Raw genomic sequence first — 25,558 nt, 5'->3', positions numbered from 1 at the left:
TACTGACTGGCGAATATCTTTGGCCCAAGGAACCGAAAGCTTAGGGTGTCATTTCGCCCTCAGCCGGAACCGACCCCAACAAGCTGGACTTCTACGGTAAAGTTGTGGGCGAACACGGCTTCACCACTTCTGGCGAACACAAAAACGCAGACTCCTCTTACGGCCAGATCGGCTTTAAAGGCGAAACTCAGGTTAACGAAAACCTGATCGGTTACGGTCAGTGGGAATACCGTGCACGCGCTGGTGCAGCTGAAGGCGACCAGACTAACGTAACGCGTCTGGCATTCGCCGGTATCAAAGTTTCTGAAGCAGGTTCTCTGGACTACGGTCGTAACTACGGTATCGTTTACGACGTAGAATCCTACACCGATATGGCTCCGTCCTTCTCTGGCGAAACCTGGGGTGGCGGCTATGTTGATAACTACATGACCAGCCGTTCTACTGGCCTGCTGACCTACCGTAACAACAACTTCTTCGGTCTGGTTGATGGTCTGAACTTTGGCGTTCAGTACCAGGGTAAAAACGACCGTAGCGATCTGCGTAAAGCGAACGGTGACGGCGTTGGTCTGTCCCTGGGCTACGAGTTCGGCGAAGGCTTCGGTCTGATCGGTGCATACAGCACTGCAAACCGTACTCTGGATCAGAAAGAAGATGGTAAAGGCGATAAAGCTGAGTCCTGGGCAGTTGGCGCGAAATATGACGCGAACAACATCTACCTGGCGACCGTTTACGCTGAAACCCGCAACATGAGCATCCTGGGTGATAGCACAGCGACTGTGTACGACGTTGCTAACAAGACCCAGAACTTTGAAGTTATCGCTCAGTACCAGTTCGACTTCGGCCTGCGTCCTTCCGTTTCTTACGTTCAGTCCAAAGGTAAAGACCTGAACGGCATCGGCGACCGTGACCTGGCGAAATACATCACCACTGGTGCGACTTACTACTTCAACAAGAACTTCAACGTGTACGGTGACTACCGCTTCAACCTGCTGGACGACAAAGATGCGTCCACCAGCTGGGTTGGCTCTGACAACAAGGCTACCGTTGGCGTAACCTACCAGTTCTAATCAGTACACCACTTTGTTATATGCTTAATGAACAGGGCTTCGGCCCTGTTTTTTTATGCGTGACAGAAAATAATGGCGACTTTTGAAAAGCCGCACGCTTTTCGTCGCAAACGGTTGGCATTTTGTAAATCTACCGTTAACCTGATAGCGGATTTCACTTCTGTAATCACAATGGAACTTCGTCATGTTTGAGAACATTACCGCCGCTCCTGCCGACCCTATTCTGGGCCTGGCCGATCTGTTTCGTGCCGACGACCGCCCTGGCAAAATCAACCTGGGTATTGGTGTATATAAAGATGAAACCGGCAAAACTCCGGTACTGACCAGCGTTAAGAAAGCTGAGCAGTATCTGCTGGAAAACGAAACCACCAAAAACTACCTCGGTATTGATGGTATCCCTGAGTTTGGTCGCTGCACCCAGGAGCTGCTGTTCGGTAAAGGCAGCGCAATTGTGAGTGACAAACGTGCCCGTACAGCACAGACCCCAGGCGGTACCGGTGCGCTGCGCGTAGCGGCGGATTTCCTTGCGAAAAACACCTCTGTTAAGCGCGTATGGGTGAGCAACCCAAGCTGGCCGAACCACAAGAGCGTGTTTAACTCTGCGGGTCTGGAAGTGCGTGAATATGCATACTACGACGCGGCAAACCACTCTCTCGACTTTGACGGCCTGCTGGCGAGCCTGAGCGAAGCGCAGGCAGGTGACGTGGTTCTGTTCCACGGCTGCTGCCACAACCCAACCGGTATCGATCCGACGCTTGAGCAGTGGCAACACCTGGCGAAGCTGTCCGTTGAAAAAGGCTGGCTGCCGCTGTTTGACTTTGCCTACCAGGGCTTTGCCCGTGGTCTGGAAGAAGATGCCGAAGGCCTGCGCGCGTTCGCAGCCGTTCACCAGGAGCTGATTGTCGCAAGCTCGTATTCCAAGAACTTCGGTCTGTACAATGAGCGCGTGGGTGCCTGTACGCTGGTTGCCGCTAACGAAGAGACCGTCGATCGTACGTTCAGCCAGATGAAATCGGTTATCCGCGCGAACTACTCTAACCCACCGGCGCACGGTGCGTCTGTTGTTGCCACTATCCTGAGCAACGATGCGCTGCGCGCTATCTGGGAACAAGAGCTGAACGATATGCGTCAGCGTATTCAGCGCATGCGTCTGCTGTTTGTGAACACCCTGGCTGAGAAAGGCGCGGACCGCGACTTCAGCTTTATCATCAAACAGAACGGCATGTTCTCGTTCAGCGGCCTGACCAAAGAGCAGGTTCTGCGTCTGCGTGAAGAGTTTGGCGTGTACGCCGTGGCCTCAGGCCGCGTGAACGTTGCAGGCATGACGCCTGACAACATGGCGCCACTGTGCGAAGCGATTGTCGCCGTACTGTAATTTGTGCCCATAAAAAAGCCTGCATTATGCAGGCTTTTTTTATTCTGGTTACCAGACAGGCATCTCATCCTGAAGGAACGGATTATGGAGCCGTTCGTAGCCCAGCGTCGACATCGGACCGTGTCCAGGGATAAACGTAACGTCATCGCCCAGCGGCAATAACTTTTGCTTAATCGACTGAATCAGCTGCCCGTGATCGCCGCGCGGAAAATCGCTGCGTCCTACGCCACCTTTGAAGATCACATCGCCGGAAATCAGCAGACGGGACTGGTCATCAAAGAAGACGATATGGCCTGGCGTATGCCCAGGACAATGCAACACCTGTAAAGTCACATTCCCTACGTTAACGCGCTCTCCTTCGTTCAGCCAGCGATCGGGCGTCAGGGGCTGACACTCATCAAGGCCAAACATGCGGCTTTGGGCGGGTAACCCCTGCAGCCAGAACTCATCTTCTTTTTCCGGGCCGATCACCGGCACACCGTAGTGTTCAGCCAGTTCAGCCGCAGCACCTACATGGTCAAGATGACCATGAGTGAGCAAAATCTGCATCAGCGTGACGCCGCTTGCTGCGACTTCCTGCTTGATTTTCTCAGCGTCACCGCCGGGATCGACAAGCGCGGCCAGTTTAGTCTGTTCGCACCAGATCAATGAACAATTCTGGGAGAACGCGGTAACCGGAAAAATACGATAGTTCATACTGCTCCTGTGTTTCGTTATTACCAGTGCCGAACCGGACCGGTATCAATATGCACAAAGTTGCTGCTGGGGTAATATCCTACACCACCTGCGCGCATAGATAACGCGGCTTTGCGAATATTGGCTAACGAAACGCCTTCAATATGGAAATCCATTGCCTGTCCCTTCGTGTGATAGCTTTTTTTGGCTACCCCGCGACTGTGGGCGCGCAGTTCATTATTGGTATCAATCGAACGATAGCCAGAAATGAGCTGCACCGGCCTGCTGGTGCCCAGCAGGCCCTGAAGGCGGAAAATCTGATCAAACAGTCCTGGATCGATGGCTTTTATTTTATTCGCGCGGAAATCACGGAAAAAATGGTTAAGTCTTGCTAATTCATCCTGAATATAGCCTCTGCCATCGAAAAACTCCGCTTTTAGCGACTCACCGGTATGCAGGTTGTTGAGCGTTAAAACTCGCGGACGAGGTGTCGAGAGGGTGGCAAATGCTGGCGTCGGCAAGATGGCCGCTGCGCCAAGCGCAACACCACCTAACGCCAGCAGTTTGCGGCGATTAGCGTCAAATTTGTCCATGATAATCAGGTCTACAGGTAAAAGAAATCGTAATATGCTTAGCGCACGAAGGGCACCTTAACTGGCAAAACCAGGTACGTCAAGGCGCCCAACCCCAGTGAATACGCGGCTTACAGCGATATTGCCCCCTATTCACCCTAACTTACGACAATCATTTTTCCCGAACTGCTTCATTTACCTGATTAATTGTTCCGCTTTTGGCAAAATTTGTGCGCCGGATCGCGCGGTGAGATCATAATTGTAAATATCTGTACGATACTGGGTACGCCCGTCCTCACCCACAAATGCCGTCAGATAGTAAAGATTGACCGGAATATTGTGGCGAATATTCACGTAACGCGTATCCCCCTGCTTCAGGGCATCCGAGATACGCGTATCGTTCCAGCCCGCATCCTGCAACAGCATATTGGCCAGCTCTGAAGCTTTGTTCACGCGCACACAGCCAGAACTCAGCGCGCGCGTATCTTTCTGGAACAGATTGTGGTTCGGCGTATCGTGCAGATAGATCGCTTCTGAACTCGGCATGTTGAATTTGTAGCGCCCTAAAGAGTTATGCGCTCCGGGAGCCTGCTGGAAGCGGAACGGCAGATTCGACGCTGTGATGGTCGACCAGTCGACCATATAAGGATCGATGGCCTCTTTACTGTTCCATCCACGCATCACCGTGTAGCCATGACGCTCCAGATAACCCGGATCGTTCCAGACTTTCGGCAGAATGTCTTTACGCGCCAGCGTCGGCGGTACGTTCCACGGCGGGTTAACCACCACGTTATTCAGCGCGCTGCTCATCATCGGTGTTTTACGATCCGGACGCCCGACAATCACGCGCGACGCCAGCACTTCGCTGCCATTCTGGTAATAGACCAGGGAATACGCCGGGATGTTAACCATAATTCCGGTAGAGAGCGTTCCCGGCAGCAAGCGCAAACGCTGGATATTGAGCGCCAGCACCCCTGCCCGCTGCGCAGGCGATACGTTCAGCCAGTCGCGCGTCGTCTGGCCAATGACGCCATCGGCCCCCAGCCCCTGAGCGGCCTGGAACTGTTTAACGGCCGCAACCAGCTCGCGATCGTAAGCCGCGGGTTTGTTGCTCAGGGCAACGGCTTTCTTCTCTTTAACTGGCGCTGACGGGCTGACGGCGACGTTTTGTGGATCGTCACCCGGGAGAACAATCTTTGGCCCGCCGTCAAGAAGACCGGAACGCGTCAGGATCTCGCGCAGGGCGGGCACATCGCTGCTCCACTGCCCCGGACGCAGCGTCGCGGTGCCGCGCATCTGCGGCCATGGACGCGTGTCCCCAACCAGCGCGAGAAGCGACTGGTGCAGAGTGGCATAGTGTGGATGCGCCGGTGCCAGGCTGGCAATAAAGCGCGGCAGTTCGCCGTTATCCAGCGCTAGCTGCCACTGGTTAATCACCGACAGCGCCGGCGTCGCCAGCTTGTACGGCTTATCGCTGTACAGCCAGCGGTTGCCGTTGACCGGGATACCCGCCACGAACTGCAGGTAGCCCATCATGGCATCGGAAAGCACCACATCACGCGCCTGCCCGGTGACGGCAGGATCGGTTAACAGCTCAACCCACTTTGTAAACTGCGGCTGAAACCCTGCAATCGCAACCTCTGCCAGCTGCTGCTGGAAGGCACGCACGGCATCGCGATTTTCCCACATCGGTTTCATATCGCGGGCAGCATAGAGGAGCGTGAGCTGGTTGATATAGACAGGCGTGTAGCCTGACGGCAGCTCCGACTGCAGCTGCTGGCTGAGCGATTCCGCGTCGATGCCTTCCGGCAGCGGTTTAATTCCGGCCATGATCGCCGTTGCCGGAGACTGTTCCAGCGGCTGGGACAACGACGTTGGCTGCGCGCCTGTCGTTGCCGAGCTGTCAGTCGGCACAATCTCAGGCTCGTCGGCCTGGGCGGTTAACAGCGGAGCAAACATCACTGCCAGGCATAAACTCAGCGCAGACAGCTGACGACCACATTCTTTCTTTAGCAACATCCCTTGCCCCCTGTTTTCACGACATGCCCATCACGCTGGGGCTTTCTTTCATTATAGGTAGACGGCTAAGCTGTTGCCTTACCTTATGTAAAGAAGTTTAAAGATAACGCAGCCCCAAGCACAAGTTAAGTTTAAAAAAAAGCGGCGCCAGTGCGCCGCTTCGGGTCAGAAGACGCTTCAGGAAGCGTCCGCCGTGGTTTCCGTCAACGACTCCGGCGGCTGCGGCGCAAAGCCACGCAGCCCCACAACGTGAACGTGTTCGCTGTTCTGGAACACCTTACGCACCAGTTTGTAGGTGGTGCCCTTCTCGGGGCTGATGTTCTCCGGCGCCGCGATAATGAGCTGCATATCGAGACGTTCGCAAAGCTCGAACAGCGTGGCAATCGAGCGGGCATCAAGTCGCGCCGCCTCATCCAGGAACAGCAGTCGGCATGGCGAGATATCTTTGCCGCGCAGGCGGCGCGCTTCATCTTCCCAGCTCTGTACGACCATCACGAGAATTGACATGCCGGTACCGATCGCTTCACCGGTAGAGAGCGCCCCGGATTCCGCACGCAGCCAGCCGTCTGAGCCACGGTTTACCTCAACTTCCATTTCCAGGTAGTTACGGTAGTCCAGCAGCTCTTCACCGATGGTTTGTGGCGTACGCTGGCCCATATCAATCTGCGGGTTCAGGCGCTGATACAGCTTCGCCAGCGCTTCGGAGAAGGTCAGACGGTTGCTGTTGAACAGATCCTGATGCTGCTCGTGCTGCTCTGAGAGCACTTCCAGCAGCGTCGCGTGGGCCTCACGCACGTTGACGTTGAGGCGCACGCTGTTCACCTGGCCAAACGACACGCTCTGCAGACCCTGGTTCAGCTGGCGGATACGGTTCTGCTCGCGCTGAATGGTTTTACGAATAATGTTCGCCACGCTGCGGGAGCTGATCGCCAGCTTCTGTTCGCGGGAGGTCAGCTCCTCCGTCAGGCGGCCCAGCTCGATTTCCATCTGTTCGATGGCTTCAACCGGATCGTCGGTACGGATGATGTCCTGACGAATACGCTCGCGCAGGTGCTGGTAAACCGCCACGAAGAACTGAATTTTACGTTCCGGACGTTTCGGATCCTCCGACATGCGCAGCACGTCGCGCAGGTGTTCGTTATCCGCCACCGCCAGACGCAGCGCACCCAACGCCTTATCCGACATGGAGCGCAGCTCATCGGCAGAGAGATACGCCAGCTCGCGGCGGTGCAGACGACGCTCAACGTTATTGTCTTTCACCATGCGCATCACCGCGCACCAGCCCGCCTTGGCGGTCACGACCTGCTCGCGCATTTCGTGATAGTCGCGTTCCAGCTTGCGCAGGCGACGGGTCAGGTTATCCATTTCGGCTTCGCAGAAGGTCAGCGCTTTTTCCAGCTGATTACGACGCGCGCGGTTATTGCTGAGCTGCGAATGCAGCTCGTCACGACGAATACGCGCGCGCTCTTCTGCCCCGCTGTCGGCACGAACGCCGATGTCCTGAAGCTCTTTCTGCAGATCGTTTAACAGCTCTTTCTTGGTGTCGAAGGAGCTTTTCAGCGAGGCTAGCACCTGGTTGTACTGGTTCAGCTGAGCGGAATGGCTGCGCATTGCTTCGCGGGCGCGAGTACGTTCCGCCTCCGCCTGCTCAAGGCGCTGACGCAGTTTTTCGTTCAGATCGCTGTTACCGCTCAGCATTTCAGCCGAATCGGAGTAGCCAAAGTGGGCCCGACGCTGCACCACTTCCGTCAGGGCAAACGCCTGCTGACGCGCTTCGCGCTGCACCTGCTGCGACCAGGCATAATCTTCTTTTAACTGCTCGAACTGTTCCGGGTCGCTCTGCAGGACAGACACGACGGGCTCCAGCTTCGCCAGCTGATTGCCATGCTGCTGAACGAAACGCGCGGCTTCCTGCGCTTCATCCAGACGCTCCTGGATCTCATCCACACGGTCAGCCAGCGTGTCATCCGCCAGCAGATTCAGGCGCGGCAGAATGCGGTTAAGGGCAGCGACGCCCTCTTTCGCCTGTTCAAACTGAACGCGACTTTGCTGGTTATCACTTTCATGGCTTGCAATCGCACGTTCCAGCTCGCCACGGCGGGTATTGAGCTTGCGGATTTCGGCTTCCGGATCCGCGTCAAACGCTACGGCGAGATGGCTGCCGATAAAGCGGCTGAACGACTGGTGCAAACGCTGGGTTTTCTGCACGTCAAACGACAGGGTCGCAAAACGTTCAGACAGCGTTTCACGCTCGGCGTGCAGGCTCTCGATGCGGCTTTCGCGCGCGGCGCGACCAAACAGCGGCAGCTCCGGGAAGCGGGAATAACGCCACTGACGGTCGGCAATTTTCACCACCACCGCTTTTTCCAGCTCGTCGACGCTGAATACGCTGTCATCGAACGACTGCGGATCCCCTTCGATCAGGTAGAGATCTTCCGGGCAATCTTCCAGGCCGGCAAGCTGCTCAGAAATCAGCGACAGATCCGGGACCACAATCGCGTTGCGGGATGGACCGTACAGCGCGGAGAAGTACGGAGCATCGTCCAGGCCAACGTCGTCATAAATCTCGGACAGCAGCACGCCGCCAAAACGCTCCGCTAGCGCATTCAGGCGTGGATCTTCTGACCCGCCCGGCTGGCTTAAGCGCTCAATTTCTTCATCGACGTCGCGCTTGCGGGCGCCCACTTCATCACGCTCAACGATGGCTTCACGTTCGCGCTCCAGCAGCTGCTGCAGGTATTCGGTCACTTCCTGACTGGATTCGAACTGCTCGCCGCACTGCTCGCTGAGCTGGTTCAGGCTGCTTTGAGCCGCCAGCCAGACCGGCGCACGCTCCAGGAGCGTCTTCGAACGGGACTGAATCTGCTCCAGCTCCTGACGCAGGGTCATACGCTGTTCGCTGGCGTTTGATACGGTATCGGACAGGGCCGCAATACGCGCTTCCAGCTCCTGATGCAGGGCCTCAAGCTCGTCGAAATCGTAATTTTTTCCCTGACGCTTACAGAATTCCGCCAGCAGACGCTCGGCTTCCTGCTGCTCGCGCAGGCGCTGCTCCAGCTCGTTCAGACGCATACGCAGCGGCTGAACCTGCTCGGCCAGATGGCGCTGGTTCACACCGTCGCGCAGCAGTTCACGGGCAACGTCCCAGGCTTCGTTACGCGCCAGCGGGCCGTTAATCGCGACTACCAGCTGATAAGCCTGCTCAAACTGGCTGTGCGCCGTTTGCGCGACGCTCATTTTCTGTTCAAGGGAGAGCAGTTTCTCGGTGGCTTCCTGCTCTTTGGCCTGGAAGGTATCCAGCCACTCGTCGGCGCTGTCCGGCGTCAGGTCAGGCAGATGGCACAGCTCTTTTGCACGCTGTAATGCCTGCAGTGCCTGGGTGTACTGAATCGCTCGCGTTTGCTGCACGTCCAGCGCCTGCTGGTAATCGGCAAGCTGGCTTTTCAGCTCATCCACTTCCAGCTCGGCCGCTTCGGCGCGGGCTTCGTTCTCTTCCTGCATGTCGGCGGCTTCAGCCACCACTTCATTTTGCTCTTCGAGACGAATCTGCAGCTCATCGAGGTCCGCTTCATAGCGCTCGATTTTTTCCTGCTGACGCAGCGCGGTCTGCACCAGGTTCAGGTGATCGCTGGCGGCCTGATAGTCGGCTTCCAGGTCGCCTTCAGCACCGTTGTGCTCGCCCAGCTCTCGCGCCATTTCAACGTGCTTGTACTGCTCGGCCACCAGCTGTTTACGGGAGGTAAACAGCTCGCGACGGTATTCTAATGCCTGATCGAGATGCACGCGGCGCTCGTTGGCGTGGCGCATGTAGTCCGCCGCCACGTAGTTGGTGGCTTCGCTGATCAGGTGTTTAAACAGGTCGCGGTCAGACTGGGTAACGCGAATCGCTTCCAGCGTCATGCGGTTTTCGCGCAGCGCCGCTTCCATATCCTGGAAGGCCTTACGCACGCCGCTGTTTTCCGGCAGCAGGTAGTCGCGCAGGGAGCGGGTAATCGCGCTGGAGATACCGCCGTACAGAGACGCTTCGATCAGGCGGTAGTATTTGCTACGGTCTGATGCCGTGCGCAGACGACGCGCCACCACGCCCAGATCGAACATCAGCGAGTGGTAGTCGGTAATGGAGTTGAACTGCTTGAACTGTACGCCTTCGATGGCTTCAAGCTTGTCTTTCAGCTCCTGCAGCGTCAGCACGCGCGCCTGGCGTTCGTTCAGGGTTTCCGTCAGCAGCGCCGTCGGCTGCACAGAGGTCGGCAAGCCCTGAATCGCAAACGGCTTGATATCCACTTTACGGTCGCGACCGGCGACCTGTTGCAGGCGCACGCCCACTACCACGCGCTGATGACGGGAGTTAATGACGTCCAGAACCGAATAACAGACGCCGGCCTTCAGCTTACCGTGCAGACCTTTATCACGGGAGCCGCTTGTGGCTCCCGCTTCGGTGGTGTTACGGAAGTGAAGCAGCGTCAGATCGGGGATCAGCGCCGTAACAAAGGCCGCCATGGTGGTGGATTTACCCGCACCGTTACCGCCGGAGAGCGTCGTGACCAGCTCATCCAGATCGAACGTTCGGGCAAAGAAGCCGTTCCAGTTAATCAGCGTCAGTGAGCGAAATTTACCGCGTTCAATCATTACTCTTCCTCCCCGCTATCCGGCAGATTCTCTTCATGCTCGTCATTGAGCTGCAAATGGTTTTCCACCGGCATCGCTTCACCGTCGCGGATCATGCGGAGCTGCGCTTCACGCGCGTCATCGCCCGCGCGCACGTCGGCGCCGAAGCGGAAGACAGATTCCGTAATGCGGAATTTGCTGCTGTCGTGGCCCATAAACCAGACCATCCCCAGACGACGCAGACGGTTCAGGGAAGAGCGAACCTTTTCCTGTAATTTCTGACGGTCAAGATCCGACCCCGTGGAGCGGTTGTTCACCAGCTTCAGCAGCTTGCTTTCATCTGCCAGCGTCAACAGCTCGTCGTAAAGTTCCTGCTGGGTGAAGATCCCTTCATTCGCCAGACGTTCCGGGCTGAGGTAGAGGTAGCAAAGAATTTTGCCGACCATCATATCCAGCTCGGAGAGCACGGAACGCGGAATAAGCGTTGTGGAGCGCGGGCGCAGGTAGAAAAAACCTTCCGGCGCGCGGATAAGCTCCACGTTGTAGCGCGCGTAAAACTCTTCCAGGTACTCCTGGAAGTCCATCAAAAAGGCGTGATTATCCAGCTCGTCTAATCCAATGTGACGACCGGCACGCAGCTGGCTGTCCAGCGCCGGAAATAACGGATTCGCCAGCGCCTGTGCCAGCTTAACTGGCATCACTTGTTCAATATTTGTCAATGACATGCGCCTGTACCTTGGCTCCGTAATCGTTGATTGGCTGCCACTTCGGCGGCAGGCCGGTGAAATCTGCTTGCGCGACGCCCAGGCGCACCGCCTGGTCTACCACAATGCGGGCAATGTCGAAGTGGCGCGCGCGTGGATATTGCGCCAGATAGTCGCGCACCACGAGCCCAAGATCCAGCGGCACTTGTCTGGTTTTGTAGACAGCGAGCTGTTCTTCGATCATCGCCGCAAGCTGCTCGCGAATTTCGTTAAATTCTTCGTATTCCAGATCCGGCGGCAGTTCACCGGTCACCTCTTCATCGCGCAGCGCCATCTCTTCGTCGCGCATATCCAGCAGACGATCGGCATTGGCGTAGGTCAGCGCCCACGGCGCATCGAAATAGGTCTGCACCGACTGACGCAGACGCTGAGCAAAGACGCGGTTTTTATCCATATCAATCGCGGTACGGATAAATTTATGCACATGTCGGTCATAGCCGATCCACAGGTCGATCGACTGCTGGCCCCAGCTGATAATGCGATCGAGTTTGCTCTGCAGATCGAACACCAGGCGGTCGACAAAATGCAGATCGTCGTGTGCCAGCGTCGCATCCTGGATACGCAGCAGGTTAGCCTGCAGCTTGTCTCCTGCGGCTTCCAGCGTATCCTGGAGCTCACGCAGCGTGCCGGAGGTTTCTGACAGCAGAAGTTCACAGCTGGAGATGGCCGCTCGCCAGTCTTTATTCAGCAGCTGGGCGATATCGTCTTTCACCTGCTGCTGCTGTTCGTCCATCAGGCGCTGGGTGAGATCGATACTGTCGAAAATCTCGGCCACCGAATATTTCAGCGGCGCGTAGACGTTACGGTGCCAGTGGAATTCGTCACCGTTTTCATCCGCCGCGTCGGCGGCGCGCTTAAGCTCACCCGCCACGATCGAGAGCTGCATGGAAAGACGCAGCGTAGAAAATTCACGCTGGCGAATATAGTAATCGGTGATGCCGATGCCCAGCGGCGTCAGGCGATAGATGGCGTTTCCTTCCGCCTGCTCGCTGGTAAAGCGGTTCAGCAGACGTTGACGCACCATATCGTTGATTGCGTTGTTGGCACGCACGCTAATGGTTTCGCTGGTTTGCTCAAACGCATCACTGACATGGCGGAACGCATCCACCAGTTCACCCTCGCTCATTTCACCGTCCAGCCGTTCGCCGTTCAGCGTGGCAACCGCCAGCAGGAAAGAGAGTCTGTCTACCGGCAGCGAGATGGAGAAATCGTTTTTCCTGGCCCAGGCAACCAGTTCGGGGACTGTCTGGGAAAATTCACTCATAGGTTATCCTTGCATCTGCGGCTTGTGCGCGGTGACGTGAATATAGCGGCCAAGGCTGATAAAAGGCTCCTGACGGCAATACCGCGTTTCTAATTCTGTTAAGGTGTCAAAACAGTCACGCTGTTTGTGTTTTTCACGCAGATAATCATGAAACACCCTGACGCCCGTCTTCCCGACGATCTGCCAGCCAATCGCTTCCAGCCAGCCATAAACCTGCTGTGGATCGCGCGGATAGTCCGGGGAAAGCGTGCGCTTTTTCTTTTTGGGCATCCCGACCTGCACATAGTCGAAGTTTCCTGCAACCATGTTGTGCATCAGGAAGCCGTTAGCATTGTAGAACATCAGCGACAGCGTGCCGCCCGGGCGCAACATAGACCACAGGGTTTGTAACACGCTTTGCGGATCGGCAACCCACTCCAGCACCGCATGAAACAATATCAGATCAACCTGTGTTTCCAAATGCTGTGCGATGTCCTGAGCGGCGCATTGTATAAAATGCATGTTGTCGCTCACACCTTTCTCTTCTGCAGCACGCGTCGCGCGGGCGACCATTTCAGCAGAAAGATCGCAAAGCGTGACGTGATGACCGCGCTCGGCCATTTTTATCGCCGTCTGCCCTTCACCGCCACCGGCGTCCAGCACGCGCAACGTTTGACCACCAAAGGTAGCCAGAATGGTGTCCAGATCCTGCCAGAGGATCGTCTGACGGAGCTGACCTTTCGTGGTGCCATAAATGTTGCGCGAAAACTTTTCCGCGATGTCATCAAAATTGCGATCCCGCATTGGGAGAGTTCCACTCGCTAACTGCAAAACCGCTATTTTGTCACACCCGCGCGGAGAATGAACCTCTCTGGTGTAATATCACGGGTAATCCCCTGCTATATGGTCAAAAAAGGAACCAAAAAGGATGCTTTTTACCCTTAAGAAATACATTGGAGGGATGATGCTTCCCCTTCCGCTGCTGCTCATCATCATCGCGCTGGGGCTGGCGCTGGTGTGGTTCAGTCGCTTTAAGAAGAGTGGCAAAACGCTTATCACGCTCGGCTGGTTTGTCCTGCTGTTGTTGAGCCTGCAGCCGGTCGCGGATGGCTTGTTACGCCCCATCGAAAACAAATACCCAACATGGCAGGGAAATCAGAAAGTGGCGTACATCGTGGTGCTGGGCGGCGGATATACCTGGGATCCTGACTGGGCCCCCAGTTCAAACCTGATCAACAACAGCCTGCCGCGGCTAAACGAAGGCATTCGCCTCTGGCTGGCAAATCCGGGATCAAAAATGATCTTCACCGGCGCGGCAGCCAAAACGAACCCGGTGAGTACGGCTGAAGCGGGCGCCAGGGTCGCAGAATCACTCGGCGTGCCGCGTTCCTCGATTATCACCCTGGACAGCCCAAAAGATACCGAAGAAGAGGCTGCCGCAGTGAAGCAGGCAATAGGCGATGTCCCGTTCTTACTGGTGACCTCCGCCTCACACCTGCCGCGCGCGATGATTTTCTTTGAGAAACAAGGCCTGCACCCGCTTCCCGCACCGGCAAACCAGATGGCCATTGACGCGCCGCTCAACCCGTGGGAACGGGCGATCCCATCCCCGGCCTGGCTAATGCATAGCGATCGCGTCGGTTATGAGACGCTCGGACGTCTCTGGCAGTTGCTGAAAGGATCGTCAGGCGAGCCAGGGCAAGAGTGATTTTGTTGCCAGATCGAAATTTGCGCGATTAAAACGTCCGGTGTTGACCAGCTGCGCGACTTCGTCCCAGAGCAGGTAAAGCCAGCGCCGCCAGAGAAACGCTTCTGCAACGGGCGCGCGTTGAAGGTAGTGCCACAGTAAACCTTCCGCCGCCCCGCTGTCGCTGAGCCGGAACAGCTCATATTCGCGAGGAGCCCAGAGCATGATCCCCGGCCCGAGCATCGCCAGAAGCTGATCGCTGCGGGAGTCTTTGAGCATGCTGCGCAGGGTGAAATTACCGTGGATCAGCACGCAGTTGTCATTAAAACCGTCGAACAGCGCCGGTAAGCACTCGCGGGTGCGAAACAGAATACGTTTGTCCTGCATGGTTAAACCGGTATTGCTGAACTGGTTAAGCGTTCCCCACAGCACTTCCACCCGCTGGCGATACCACAGCGGCCACAGGTTTTCCTGAGTGCTGTCGACCGGACCGACAAGCCCGCGGCTATCCTGACGGTGCCAGGCCAGCAGCGCCTCGACAATCTGGTCTTTTAACTGCTCCCAGCGTTCCGGCGTGCGCGCGGGCGCTTCAACGGGCACGCCGCGTAAACGCTCAATCAGCAGCACGTCCGGGCCGGGATGTTCCTCGTGGGTCATCACGCCGTACACCGTCGGCATACGGACGGTTCCCTCGCGCGCCAGCATCGACATTTTCCATGCCAGCTGCCTGGCAACGCCCGGCGAGGTGAAACTTCTGGCCATCAGCGGCATTGGGTTGCCCTGACTGTCATACAACGACCAAAGCGCGGTATCGGCCTTTTCACTCACGCATTCGACCCGGCTTAATTTCTCACCCAGCAGATGGCTAAGTTCGGCACGCAGCTGTTCCATATGAGATTACCCCCATTAAGACTACTGCTTTTATAATGAGCGTCCTGAAGGGAGATGTCACCCGGAAGAGAACAATTAGGAAAAAGAAAGAGGAATTATCGAGGGAGAGAACATCCCTCCGACAGGAGGGATGCAGGCGGGATTAGCGCAACTCGGCGCGAACGCGCTCAAGATCTTCCGGCGTATCAACGCCCGTTCCAGGCACTTCGCTGGCAACGGCAACGTGAATTTTTTCGCCGTACCAGAGCACGCGAAGCTGCTCCAGCATTTCGATATGCTCCAGCGGACTCGGCGCCCAGGTAACATATCGACGAATAAAACCGGCGCGATAGCCGTAGATCCCGATATGACGCAGGAAAGTATCACCGATCGTCTCTTTAGAGAGCGCAAAGCGATCGCGATCCCACGGGATCGTGGCGCGTGAGAAATAGAGCGCATAGCCTTCGGCATCCATGACCACCTTCACCGCATTGGGATTGAATGCCTCTTCAGCGTGGTGAATGGGCACCGCGAGCGTCGCCATACCGACCTGACGCTGAGCCAGGTTTTCTGCCACCTGACGGATAATCACCGCCGGGATCATCGGCTCGTCACCCTGCACGTTCACGATGACCGTATCATCACCGAAGCCACATTTTTCAACCACTTCCGCCAGACGCTCGGTGCCGGACTGGTGATCGGAGCGGGTCATGCATACCTCACCGCCTGCCGCCTCAACCGCACGGGCGACGTCAGGATGATCGGTAGCAACAATCACGCGATCGGCACCGGATTCACGCGCACGCTCAAGGACATGCACAATCATCGGCTTGCCGTTGATATCCACCAGCGGTTTACCCGGCAGACGCGTTGAGGCATAACGCGCAGGAATAATGACAACAAAACTCATGGTTTGCTCTCTTCTGCCACCAGGGAACGAGCTTCATTTTCCAGCAGTACCGGAATGCCGTCACGCAGCGGGAAAGCCAGGCTGTCCAGCTTGCAAATCAGCTCCTGTTTGTCCTGGCTGTAGTAGAGTTTGCCGTTGCATACCGGGCAGGCAATAATTTCAAGTAAACGGTGATCCATAGTTCCTCCGTATGGGTAATCGCTAAAGCTTAACACATTCCCTTTTCAGGGAGTGCCTGTTTCCCAGCCACTTCGACAGGATGTAAACAGTCCGTCGGGCACCCGGCCCAGCGTCACGTCGCGGGCACCCTGCCAGCGCGCGAATTCGCTAATGGCGAACGTTAACCCTTTTTCCAGGCTCGCCGTCACCCTGACGCCCTCTTCCAGATAAAGCGCAATGATTTCAAGCGTGCCGGTCTTGCGGTGCATTTTGGCGTCCATACGCCCGACCAGTTGCCCCTTATGCAGCAGCGGGAGAACAAAGTAACCATACTGGCGCTTTGGCGCTGGGGTATAACATTCCAGCCGGTAGCTAAAATCGAACAGCTGCTCGGCGCGTTTTCTGTCCCAGACGACCGGGTCGAAAGGCGACAACACCGCACTGTGGGTTGCCTGAAGTTTCCCCTCCAGGGCCAGAGGAAGTAGCGGGAGGAGATCCGCATGCAGCCACATTTCGCCCAGCGTTTCCACCGTGACGGGGATGACGCGCTGTTCGCGTTGCCAGATGTCCAGCAGCGGTATCAGTGCGGGCTGGCGAAGGCGGTAATAGTCTGCCAGCCATTGCGTGCGGAAAATCCCCAGGCTGCGGGCGCTGTTTTCGAGCATGATGGCCTCGGCCACCTCCTTGGTAAGCAGGTCACGCTCGTCGTCCCAGTGCGGCATCACGCGATGCGTCAGGTCGTACACGCGCTGAAAATTACGCCGCTCAATCACCATGACTTTGCCAGAGGTAAACAGCCCTTCGAGATGACGCTTATGCGGCTTCCACTCCCACCAGCCGCTGGTGCCTTTGCGCGGGTGTTCAAAATCGGCGGAGCGTACGGGACCGTTATCCTGAATATGCGCGATTAGCTGCTCAATTTCGGCCGCATGTTCCAGCATCCACGCCTGACGGTATTTCCAGCCCATCTTTTCCGGAGCAAGCATACGGTGGCGAACCAGGGCAAAATCGCTGCGGGGCAGGAAGCAGGCTTCGTGCGCCCAGTACTCCATTAACTCTCCCTTGCTGAGCGCCTCATCCAGCCACTGCGAAGGATAATTCCCCAGGCGGCTAAACAGCACCAGGTAAGGGCTACGGGCCACGATGTTAATGGTGTCGATTTGAAGCAGCGACATGCGCTGGACGGTAGAGAGAATATCGGCAGGCTGCGCGCGGCGGCGGGGCTTTTTAAGCAGCCCCTGCGCGGCAAGGTGTAAATGACGTGCGGCTGAAAGCGAGAGTTGCGGTAAAGACATGCGTTATCCTGTCAGTCAAAGCGCCACCAGAACCGCGTAAGCGTTTATTTCACCAACGCAATCAGTTCCTTGAGCAAACGTTCCGGCTGCTCGCCGCTGAGTTCAGCGTCAACCGGCAGATACCACCAGTTTTCTTTCGCGAAGGCACGGCATTTCACCGCATCTTTTTCGGTCATGATCAGCGACTGCCCGGGTACGGTCAGGGCGTCGACCTGCCCTTCCACCAGCGCCTGGTGGTCGGCCAGCGGAACGCGTTTTTCCAGCCGGGCACCGCACTGTTCCAGCGTCGCGAAGAAGCGCGGCGGATGTCCAATCCCCGCCATCGCCACCGGTGAAGGCAGCTCAGCAACCGACCGGCGTTCACCCGTCACCAGGTTGATCGCCAGGCCCGGCTGCAGGTACATCGGGATTTCACCCGCTTTTGCCTCACCGCCGTTCACAATCACCGCATCAACGGACTTAAGACGCGAAGCTCGTTCGCGCATGGGCCCGGCCGGCAGCCACCAGCCGTTACCGAAGCGGCGAACCCCGTCGATGACCACAATCTCTTTATCACGCGCCAGGGCGTAATGCTGCAGGCCATCGTCAGTGATAATAATTTGTACCGCGTGTTCGGCAAGCAGTGCCTGAACGGCGTCGCTGCGCACCGGGGAGACCGCAACCGGCGCGCCGGTACGCTGGAAAATCAATACCGGCTCATCACCCGCTTCGGCAGTTGTGGTTTCCGCCGTCAGCAGCAGCGGATAACGCGCCGCTTTACCGCCATATCCGCGCGATACCACCCCCGGGCGGATACCGCGTTTTTGCAATTGCTCCACCAGCCAGATCACCACCGGCGTTTTACCGTTGCCGCCCGCCGTAAGATTACCGACCACCACCACCGGAACCGGCGCGCGCCAGGCACGCTTCAGCCCCAGACGGTAAAGCAGACGGATAATGCCGCTCACCAGGCCGTATAGCCAGGAGAGCGGCAAAAGCAGCAGCCACAGCGGAGATTCACCGGACCAGATGCGTGCAATCATTCGCCAAACTGCATCTTATGAAGCTGGGCGTAAACGCCGCGGTGTTCCAGCAAATCAGCATGGCTTCCGCGTTCAACAATGATACCGTCCTCAACCACGACGATTTCGTCAGCCTGCTCGATAGTCGACAGACGGTGCGCAATCACCAGCGAGGTACGGTTCTTTTGCAGCTCATCCAGCGCAGACTGAATAGCGCGTTCAGATTCCGTATCCAGCGCGGAGGTCGCTTCGTCCAGAATCAGGATCGGGCTGTCGCGCAGCAGCGCACGCGCAATGGCGATACGCTGACGCTGACCGCCGGAGAGCAGTACCCCGTTCTCACCGATTATCGTATCCAGGCCGTTATCCATCTTGTTGATAAAGTCCATTGCGTAGGCCATACGCGCGGCGTTCTCAATCTGCTCACGGCTGTATTCATCCGTGCGCGCATACGCAATGTTGTTAGCCACAGTATCGTTGAACAGGTGCACGTTCTGGGAAACCAGCGCCACCTGGTTACGCAGCGACTGCAGGGTATACTCCCGCAGATCATGACCGTCCAGGAGGATCTCACCTTCGTTAATATCGTAGAAACGGGTGATCAGGCTGGCAATGGTCGATTTACCCGAGCCGGAACGGCCTACCAGCGCCACGGTTTTACCCGCCGGAATGGACAGGTTGATATTACGCAGCGCCGGCGTTTCACGTCCAGGATAGGCGAAAGTGACATTGCGGAATTCAACGTCACCACGGGCGCGCTCAATCTCGCGAGTACCTTCATCTTTTTCCTGTTCGGAATCCAGAATACTGAACAGCGTCTGACAGGCGGCCATCCCGCGCTGGAACTGGGCGTTCACGTTCGTCAGGGATTTCAGCGGACGCATCAGTGCAATCATAGAGGAGAAGACCACGGTGATGGTACCCGCCGTCAGCGTCTCCATGACGCTAGGGAAGCTCGCGGCATACAGGACGAATGCCAGCGCCAGTGACGCAATCAGCTGAATAATCGGGTCAGAGATGGAAGAGGCCGAGACCATTTTCATCCCCTGCAGACGCATTTTATTGCTGACTTTATCGAAGCGTTTGGTTTCGACGTCCTGACCGCCAAAAATCAGAACTTCTTTATGCCCTTTCAGCATCTGTTCCGCGCTGGTCGTTACCTGCCCCATCGTGTTCTGCATATTCTTACTGATATTGCGGAAGCGCTTTGAGACGACGCGGATAGCAATAGAAACTATCGGCGCCAGAACGATAAGGATGATCGACAGCTGCCAGCTGTAATAGAACATCATCGCGAACAGGCCGATGATTGACGCACCCTCACGCACAACGGTGATCAGCGCGCTTGAGGACGAGGAGGCAACCTGCTCTGAGTCGTAGGTAATACGGGACAGCAGCGTCCCGGTAGACTGCTTGTCAAAGAACGAGACCGGCATGCCCATCATGTGGCTGAACAGGCGACGGCGCATGGTCATCACCACTTTCCCTGATACCCAGGAAATACAGTAGCTGGAGATATAGCTGGTGATGCCGCGTAAGATCATCAGTCCGATAACCACCAGAGGCATCCATAGCAACACTGAGCGATCCGTTTTACCAAAACCGTCGTCCAGTAACGGTTTGAGAAGCGATAGCATAAAAGTATCGCTGGCTGCGTTGAGGATTAACGCTACTCCCGCCACGATCAGGCCTGTTTTAAAGGGCGCAATCATCGGCCAGAGTCGGCGGAAGGTTTGCCACGTGGAGAGATCTTTGTCGTTATGCATTCAAAAAACCAGCATTCGTTGAAATAGCCGCATATTCTACCCGTTATCGACGGGCTCGCCAAACCACTGATGATACCAAACGGGTAAAAATTGCTCTCGCAAGCGCCGGATTTGCCAGTGATGTTGCGAGAATGTCACCGATATTTGTCCAGAATGAGGGGTATCGTGCCAGATGTACCCCTCTTTTCGATAACGTCGGACAACTTTTGCCGACGGGAATCGCCATGCGTTATAGCGGGCCGTTGAATCCAGGGCGATCTGACCTTCCACCCGCTGCACCAGCGGCAATGAAGAAGAAGTATTGCTGCCATGATGGGGCACCTGTATAAGCGTAGACGTCAGATAACGCCAGTAATGGCTAAGCATAGCCTGTTCCGCTTGCGCTTCAATGTCCCCCGTTAGCAGAACGCTCTGCTCACCGTCGTCCACCTTTACCACGCAGGAATGGTTGTTTCCCTGCGCCGGGTAATTTTCAGGGGGCCAGTGGACGGTGAAGGAGAGTCCCTGCCATTTCCATCTCTGCCCGCGAAAACAGGGGCGATGTCCCGCCTGGCGCAATGGGCTTCTTACCCACGCGTCAGGCCACGCTTTTTGCAACGATGCGAGTCCTCCCGCATGGTCGAGGTGCTCATGACTGAGAATAATGCCTTCAGGCCGCAGGTGATGCCAGCGAAGCCACGGGATAATCAACCGCTGCGCGCTATCCCCGCCCGGCCAGGCGAGCCCGGTATCATAGAGAATGGCTTTTCCCTGCCGTTCAATGACCATCGCCAGCCCCTGCCCCACATCCAGCATATGCAGCGTCCAGCTCTCGCTTTTTTCCGTTCGCCAGAGAGGAAATGTCAGTAAGACACTTCCTGCAAGACAAACGGCTGGAAGGGTTTTCCAGGCACGAAAGCGCCAGCCAATGATGATAAGCCAGGGCAGTAGCGTCATGTACTGCCAGCGTTGATCGACACTCTGCCAGCCGTCAGGCAGGCGCATGAGGAGCCAGAACAGCCCCGCAAGTGATTTATCGGCTGCGAACCAGACAACGCTTTCAGGTGCCGCCAGCGGCAACAGATGAAGCAGCATACCGAGCAGGATCAGCGGCACGGAGACAAACGTCACCAGGGGAACGGCAAAGAGATTCGCGACCAGAGAAGAAATGCTGAAGCCGTGGAAAATCAGAACCTGTAACGGCATCAGCAGCATCAGCATGCCCACCTGCAGATAGATCAGGTTCAGCAGCGGCCGTATACATCGTGCCCTGCGCCAGCCAGGAAGAGGCAGCCACTGAAACCAGAAAATCAGCGCGGCGACGGCAAATGCAGATAAGAGCAGACTCTGCGAGAGTATGGCTAAGGGATCGCTTATCAGGATCGCCGCGATACAGCAGACCCACACCTGCCAGGGAGACCATTGTCGGGCAGCGATCCGCAACATTGCAAGCACAGCAAGCGCGATGACCGTTCGTAGCGCAGGCGGTTGAAGACCGGTAAGCCAGGCGTAGAAAGCGGCAAAGCATAACCCGGCCAGGAGAGGCATTTGCCAGTGGATACGGTGGCTGGGTAATAAAAACTGGAGCCCACGTGCGAGTAACCAGGCGAGGGATGCCGCCAGCGCGATATGCAGTCCCGAAATCGCCATCAGATGCAGCGTCCCGGTTTCACGCATCAGGTCTTGTATTTCCCGGGGCACATCCAGACGTTCACCCATTCCCAGTCCGAGGATAACCGCCCCCCATCGGTAAGCAGAAAGGCGGTTTTGCAGTGACATGAGATATTGCGCTCGCAGGCTGCAGCGTCCATCAACGAGTTCCGCACGGGTGAAACGCCCGCTCAGCGTTTGGTGGCGGGCAAAAGCGCTGCGCTGAGAATCATAACCGCCGTCGTTCAGCTCGCCGTGTGCAGGCCTGAGCCTGAGCGTCATGGTCCAGCGCTGACCGGCACACGCTTTCTGTGGCAGATAATTGCCATACAGCGTTATGCCGGTAGAGGCCCACCAGCGCTTGCCATCAACGCTAAGAATGTTTCCCTGATGCTGCGTTGCGCCATCTGTGGCGGCGATCGCTACCTCAGCCTGCACGGCCCCCGTGGTTAAATGCTGCATCGGCCAGACGCTCTCCTTCGCAGCCAGAATACCCCACACGCAACATAACAGCGTGATCCCCGCATACTTCAGTCGTACGTTTCGCCGTGCGGCCAGCACGATCCCGCCAACAATCATTATCCACACGGTATGACGTGATGGCAGTTCAGGTAACCAGAGTAACGGGGCTATTGCCAGAATGACGCAGATGCTAAGCGCGGGAATTCCCATTGCTACCTCCCTGTTTCAGAGGGGTAGTATCTAATCAGGCAGAGCGAATTGTCAGATGGGAAAAGTACGTTTTACAGCGCGCGCTGTGCTGTTTTTATCGGTTTGCAGAAAACGAAACGGAAAAATGCGGGGCACCTTCAGAAGGAAAGCGACAGAGACAAAAAAAGCACCCGCAGGTGCTTTCTTTCGAACCCAGTTTAACCGTCTGGCTAAACTCAGTTGCCGTAAATATTGGCGCGATCGCGCAGTTCTTTACCCGGCTTAAAGTGTGGAACGTATTTACCTTCCAGCTCGACTTTATCGCCAGTTTTCGGGTTACGCCCGGTACGTGGAGCACGATAGTGCAGAGAAAAACTACCGAAACCGCGGATTTCAATGCGCTCGCCCTGGGCAAGAGTGGAGGCCATATGCTCCAGCATCTCTTTTACGGCATCTTCCACTGCCTTGGCAGGGATATGCGGTTGCTGACTGGCAAGTCTTTCAATCAATTCTGACTTGGTCATGATTCCTCCGGTTCCTTTCAAACCAATTAGCTGAACAGCTCATTAAACAAGGGCGGCCGTAGCCGCCCTTTGTTATTGATTACAGGACGAATCCTGCAATCTGTCAAGTTTGCTCCTCATCCTTCACGCTGTAAATGCGTTACAGCGCAAAAGATGCTGAGAACCTGATATTACTCGCCTTTAGCTGCTTTGAAAGCTTCAGCCATTGCGTTGTTAGAGAAGTTTGCATCTTCCTGTTTGTTAACAGTTGCGATTGCATCTTTCTCATCAGCTTCGTCTTTAGCACGAACAGACAGGCTGATTGCACGGTTCTTACGGTCAACACCGGTGAACTTAGCTTCAACGTCGTCGCCTACGTTCAGAACCAGAGTGGCATCTTCAACGCGGTCACGTGAAGCTTCAGAAGCGCGCAGGTAACCTTCAACGCCGTCAGCCAGTTCTACGGTTGCGCCTTTAGCGTCAACTGCAGTCACTTTACCGTTTACGATTGCGCCTTTCTTGTTCAGTGCAACCCAGTTGTTGAACGGATCTTCTGCGAGCTGTTTAACGCCCAGGGAGATACGCTCACGCTCTGCGTCAACCTGCAGAACAACTGCAGCGATTTCGTCGCCTTTTTTGTATTCACGAACTGCTTCTTCGCCTGCAACGTTCCAGGAGATGTCAGACAGGTGAACCAGGCCATCGATGCCGCCGTCCAGGCCGATGAAGATACCGAAGTCAGTGATAGACTTGATTTTACCTTCAACACGGTCACCCTTGTTGTGGGTTTCCGCGAACTGCTGCCATGGGTTGTTTTTGCACTGTTTCAGGCCCAGGGAGATACGACGACGTTCTTCGTCGATATCCAGAACCATCACTTCCACTACATCACCAACGTTAACAACTTTGGATGGGTGGATGTTTTTGTTGGTCCAGTCCATTTCGGAAACGTGCACCAGGCCTTCAACGCCTTCTTCGATTTCAACGAAGCAGCCGTAGTCAGTCAGGTTGGTTACGCGACCAGTCAGTTTAGTACCTTCTGGGTAACGCTTAGCGATAGCTACCCATGGATCTTCGCCCAGCTGTTTCAGGCCGAGGGATACACGAGTACGCTCGCGGTCGAACTTCAGCACTTTAACAGTGATTTCGTCGCCCACGTTCACGATTTCGCTTGGGTGCTTAACGCGTTTCCACGCCATATCGGTGATGTGCAGCAGGCCATCAACGCCGCCCAGGTCAACGAATGCGCCGTAGTCAGTGAGGTTCTTAACGATACCTTTGACTTCCATGCCTTCCTGCAGGTTTTCCAGCAGCTGATCGCGTTCTGCGCTGTTTTCAGATTCGATAACGGCACGACGGGATACAACAACGTTGTTACGCTTCTGGTCCAGCTTGATTACTTTGAACTCAAGCTCTTTGCCTTCCAGGTGCAGAGTGTCACGAACTGGACGAACGTCTACCAGAGAACCTGGCAGGAACGCACGAATACCATTCAGCTCAACAGTGAAGCCACCTTTAACTTTGCCGTTGATAACACCGACCACAGTTTCAGCTTCTTCGTAAGCTTTTTCCAGCGTGATCCATGCTTCGTGACGTTTAGCTTTCTCACGAGAAAGCAGGGTTTCACCGAAGCCGTCTTCTACTGCGTCCAGAGCAACGTCAACTTCGTCACCAACCTGGATTTCCAGCTCGCCCTGGGCGTTTTTGAACTGCTCTGCCGGAATGGCGGACTCAGATTTCAGACCGGCGTCAACCAGTACTACGTCTTTGTCGATAGCAACAACAACACCGCGAACGATGGAACCCGGGCGGGTTTCGATTTCTTTTAAGGATTCTTCAAACAGTTGAGCAAAAGATTCAGTCATGTTTAATCTTCAGGTTAATATTAACGTCCACCTGGCTCCGTGCCGGATGGGGTTGTTTCACATACCCGCCGTCAATCCATTGCAGCGGGGGTACTGCTAAATCGGTCGCGATTACGCGAGTGCCAGTTTTTGGCGCGCATATTGTAGCGCTTTTTCAATCACTTGCTCAATAGTTAAACTGGTTGAATCCAGAACTAATGCATCTTCTGCAGGAACAAGTGGGGCGACGGCGCGGTTACGATCGCGGTCATCGCGCTCTTTTATCTCGGATAAAAGGCGATCAAAGTTAACACTAAACCCCTTTTCCTGCAACTGAAGCATGCGGCGTTGAGCACGTTCTTCCGAAGAGGCGTCAAGGAAAATTTTCACTGGCGCATCAGGGAATACCACCGTCCCCATATCGCGTCCGTCAGCGATCAGCCCCGGGGCTTCACGGAACGCGCGCTGACGACGTAACAGCGCCTCGCGAACGCGCGGGAACGCCGCGACCTGAGAGGCCGCATTCGCCACTTCCTGCGTACGGATTTCGCCGCTCACGTCTTCCCCTTCAAGGATGACTTCCAGGTTGCCATCGGTCGATACGAAACGCACATCCAGATGCGCAGCCAGCGGAACCAGCGCTTCTTCAGACGCGACATCCACATGGTGATGCAGCGCGGCCAGCGCCAGCACGCGATAGATTGCTCCCGAATCTAAAAGATGCCATTGCAATGCTTCCGCCATCGCTTTGCACAGAGTACCTTTCCCTGCGCCACTCGGCCCATCAATGGTGATTACCGGGGCAACTGCCGTCATCTTTTTCTCCTTAAATAAGGCATACCGTTTACATGAACGCCGCGCATTATACGCGCCAACGTGCGCAACTGTTACCTTTGCGTGCAAATTACGGAATGATTGAA

At 56.0% G+C, this 25,558-nt stretch carries 19 protein-coding genes and 1 pseudogene; 3 read left to right on the top strand and 17 right to left on the bottom strand.

What is annotated here, in order from left to right:
• Window positions 1–71: 71 nt before the first annotated feature.
• Window positions 72–1,067 (top strand): annotated as a pseudogene (locus QMN93_RS07205) (porin); the annotation flags it as partial.
• A 184-nt stretch (window positions 1,068–1,251) separates the two neighbouring features.
• Entirely contained in the window at window positions 1,252–2,442 is a 1,191-nt protein-coding gene (aspC, locus tag QMN93_RS07200) for an aspartate transaminase (RefSeq protein ID WP_193138994.1), read from the top strand.
• A gap of 48 nt (window positions 2,443–2,490) precedes the next feature.
• Here the strand turns inward: aspC and QMN93_RS07195 are convergent, their stop codons facing one another.
• The 7 genes from QMN93_RS07195 to cmoM all read right to left on the bottom strand — a co-directional run bounded on the left by QMN93_RS07195 (window position 2,491) and on the right by cmoM (window position 13,127).
• Window positions 2,491–3,138, bottom strand: a complete 648-nt coding sequence (locus QMN93_RS07195) for an MBL fold metallo-hydrolase (RefSeq protein ID WP_193138993.1) — start codon at window positions 3,136–3,138, stop codon at window positions 2,491–2,493.
• Between the two features lie 20 nt (window positions 3,139–3,158).
• Window positions 3,159–3,710 carry a YcbK family protein gene (locus QMN93_RS07190; protein WP_033145104.1) on the bottom strand — a complete coding sequence of 184 codons (552 nt, stop codon included), beginning with the start codon at window positions 3,708–3,710 and terminating at the stop codon, window positions 3,159–3,161.
• 174 nt (window positions 3,711–3,884) lie between these two features.
• On the bottom strand, window positions 3,885–5,708 hold the full coding sequence (ldtD, locus tag QMN93_RS07185) for a L,D-transpeptidase (RefSeq protein WP_058840885.1): 1,824 nt from the start codon (window positions 5,706–5,708) through the stop codon (window positions 3,885–3,887).
• Between the two features lie 177 nt (window positions 5,709–5,885).
• Window positions 5,886–10,337, bottom strand: coding sequence for a chromosome partition protein MukB (mukB, locus tag QMN93_RS07180; protein ID WP_069303890.1), 4,452 nt, complete (start codon window positions 10,335–10,337; stop codon window positions 5,886–5,888).
• Window positions 10,337–11,041, bottom strand: a complete 705-nt coding sequence (gene mukE, locus QMN93_RS07175; protein ID WP_008499954.1) for a chromosome partition protein MukE — start codon at window positions 11,039–11,041, stop codon at window positions 10,337–10,339. The genes mukB and mukE overlap by 1 nt, the downstream gene beginning before the upstream one ends.
• Window positions 11,022–12,344 (bottom strand): chromosome partition protein MukF, encoded by a 1,323-nt coding sequence (gene mukF / locus QMN93_RS07170; RefSeq protein WP_033145101.1) that lies wholly within the window; start codon window positions 12,342–12,344, stop codon window positions 11,022–11,024. Before mukF ends, mukE begins: the two co-directional genes overlap by 20 nt.
• 3 nt (window positions 12,345–12,347) lie before the next feature.
• Window positions 12,348–13,127, bottom strand: a complete 780-nt coding sequence (cmoM, locus tag QMN93_RS07165) for a tRNA uridine 5-oxyacetic acid(34) methyltransferase CmoM (RefSeq protein ID WP_023311004.1) — start codon at window positions 13,125–13,127, stop codon at window positions 12,348–12,350.
• Between the two features lie 124 nt (window positions 13,128–13,251).
• Here cmoM and elyC point away from each other — a divergent pair, with 124 nt between their 5' ends.
• Complete coding sequence (gene elyC / locus QMN93_RS07160) at window positions 13,252–14,031, top strand: envelope biogenesis factor ElyC (protein ID WP_193138991.1); 780 nt, start codon at window positions 13,252–13,254, stop codon at window positions 14,029–14,031.
• Here the strand turns inward: elyC and QMN93_RS07155 are convergent.
• The 10 genes from QMN93_RS07155 to cmk form a co-directional block, all read right to left on the bottom strand.
• A complete protein-coding gene (locus QMN93_RS07155; RefSeq protein ID WP_047651301.1) occupies window positions 14,008–14,901 on the bottom strand; it encodes a YcbJ family phosphotransferase in 894 nt (297 codons plus the stop codon). The two genes, elyC and QMN93_RS07155, sit on opposite strands and share 24 nt — an antisense overlap.
• Window positions 14,902–15,043: 142 nt before the next feature.
• Window positions 15,044–15,790 (bottom strand): 3-deoxy-manno-octulosonate cytidylyltransferase, encoded by a 747-nt coding sequence (gene kdsB / locus QMN93_RS07150; protein ID WP_182383251.1) that lies wholly within the window; start codon window positions 15,788–15,790, stop codon window positions 15,044–15,046.
• Window positions 15,787–15,969 (bottom strand): protein YcaR, encoded by a 183-nt coding sequence (gene ycaR / locus QMN93_RS07145; protein ID WP_006174474.1) that lies wholly within the window; start codon window positions 15,967–15,969, stop codon window positions 15,787–15,789. The genes kdsB and ycaR overlap by 4 nt, the downstream gene beginning before the upstream one ends.
• Window positions 15,970–16,014: 45 nt before the next feature.
• Window positions 16,015–17,244, bottom strand: a complete 1,230-nt coding sequence (locus tag QMN93_RS07140; RefSeq protein WP_064672219.1) for a winged helix-turn-helix domain-containing protein — start codon at window positions 17,242–17,244, stop codon at window positions 16,015–16,017.
• Window positions 17,245–17,288: 44 nt separating this feature from the next.
• Complete coding sequence (gene lpxK / locus QMN93_RS07135; RefSeq protein WP_087822273.1) at window positions 17,289–18,266, bottom strand: tetraacyldisaccharide 4'-kinase; 978 nt, start codon at window positions 18,264–18,266, stop codon at window positions 17,289–17,291.
• Window positions 18,263–20,011: a lipid A ABC transporter ATP-binding protein/permease MsbA gene (msbA, locus tag QMN93_RS07130; RefSeq protein ID WP_033145094.1), complete on the bottom strand. Its 1,749-nt coding sequence runs from the start codon at window positions 20,009–20,011 to the stop codon at window positions 18,263–18,265. The genes lpxK and msbA overlap by 4 nt, the downstream gene beginning before the upstream one ends.
• 36 nt (window positions 20,012–20,047) lie before the next feature.
• Window positions 20,048–22,312, bottom strand: coding sequence for a ComEC family protein (locus QMN93_RS07125; protein ID WP_182383248.1), 2,265 nt, complete (start codon window positions 22,310–22,312; stop codon window positions 20,048–20,050).
• Window positions 22,313–22,527: 215 nt separating this feature from the next.
• Window positions 22,528–22,815, bottom strand: coding sequence for an integration host factor subunit beta (gene ihfB / locus QMN93_RS07120; protein ID WP_008499965.1), 288 nt, complete (start codon window positions 22,813–22,815; stop codon window positions 22,528–22,530).
• A gap of 170 nt (window positions 22,816–22,985) precedes the next feature.
• A complete protein-coding gene (gene rpsA, locus QMN93_RS07115) occupies window positions 22,986–24,659 on the bottom strand; it encodes a 30S ribosomal protein S1 (protein ID WP_008499966.1) in 1,674 nt (557 codons plus the stop codon).
• A 111-nt stretch (window positions 24,660–24,770) separates the two neighbouring features.
• Window positions 24,771–25,454: a (d)CMP kinase gene (gene cmk, locus QMN93_RS07110; RefSeq protein WP_013097305.1), complete on the bottom strand. Its 684-nt coding sequence runs from the start codon at window positions 25,452–25,454 to the stop codon at window positions 24,771–24,773.
• Window positions 25,455–25,558 lie beyond the last annotated feature (104 nt).

Origin of the sequence: Enterobacter sp. R-1.6.2 (assembly GCF_035064085.1) — a bacterium.
GTDB lineage: Bacteria > Pseudomonadota > Gammaproteobacteria > Enterobacterales > Enterobacteriaceae > Enterobacter > Enterobacter asburiae_B.
This window is presented reverse-complemented; position numbering and strand designations above follow the sequence as displayed.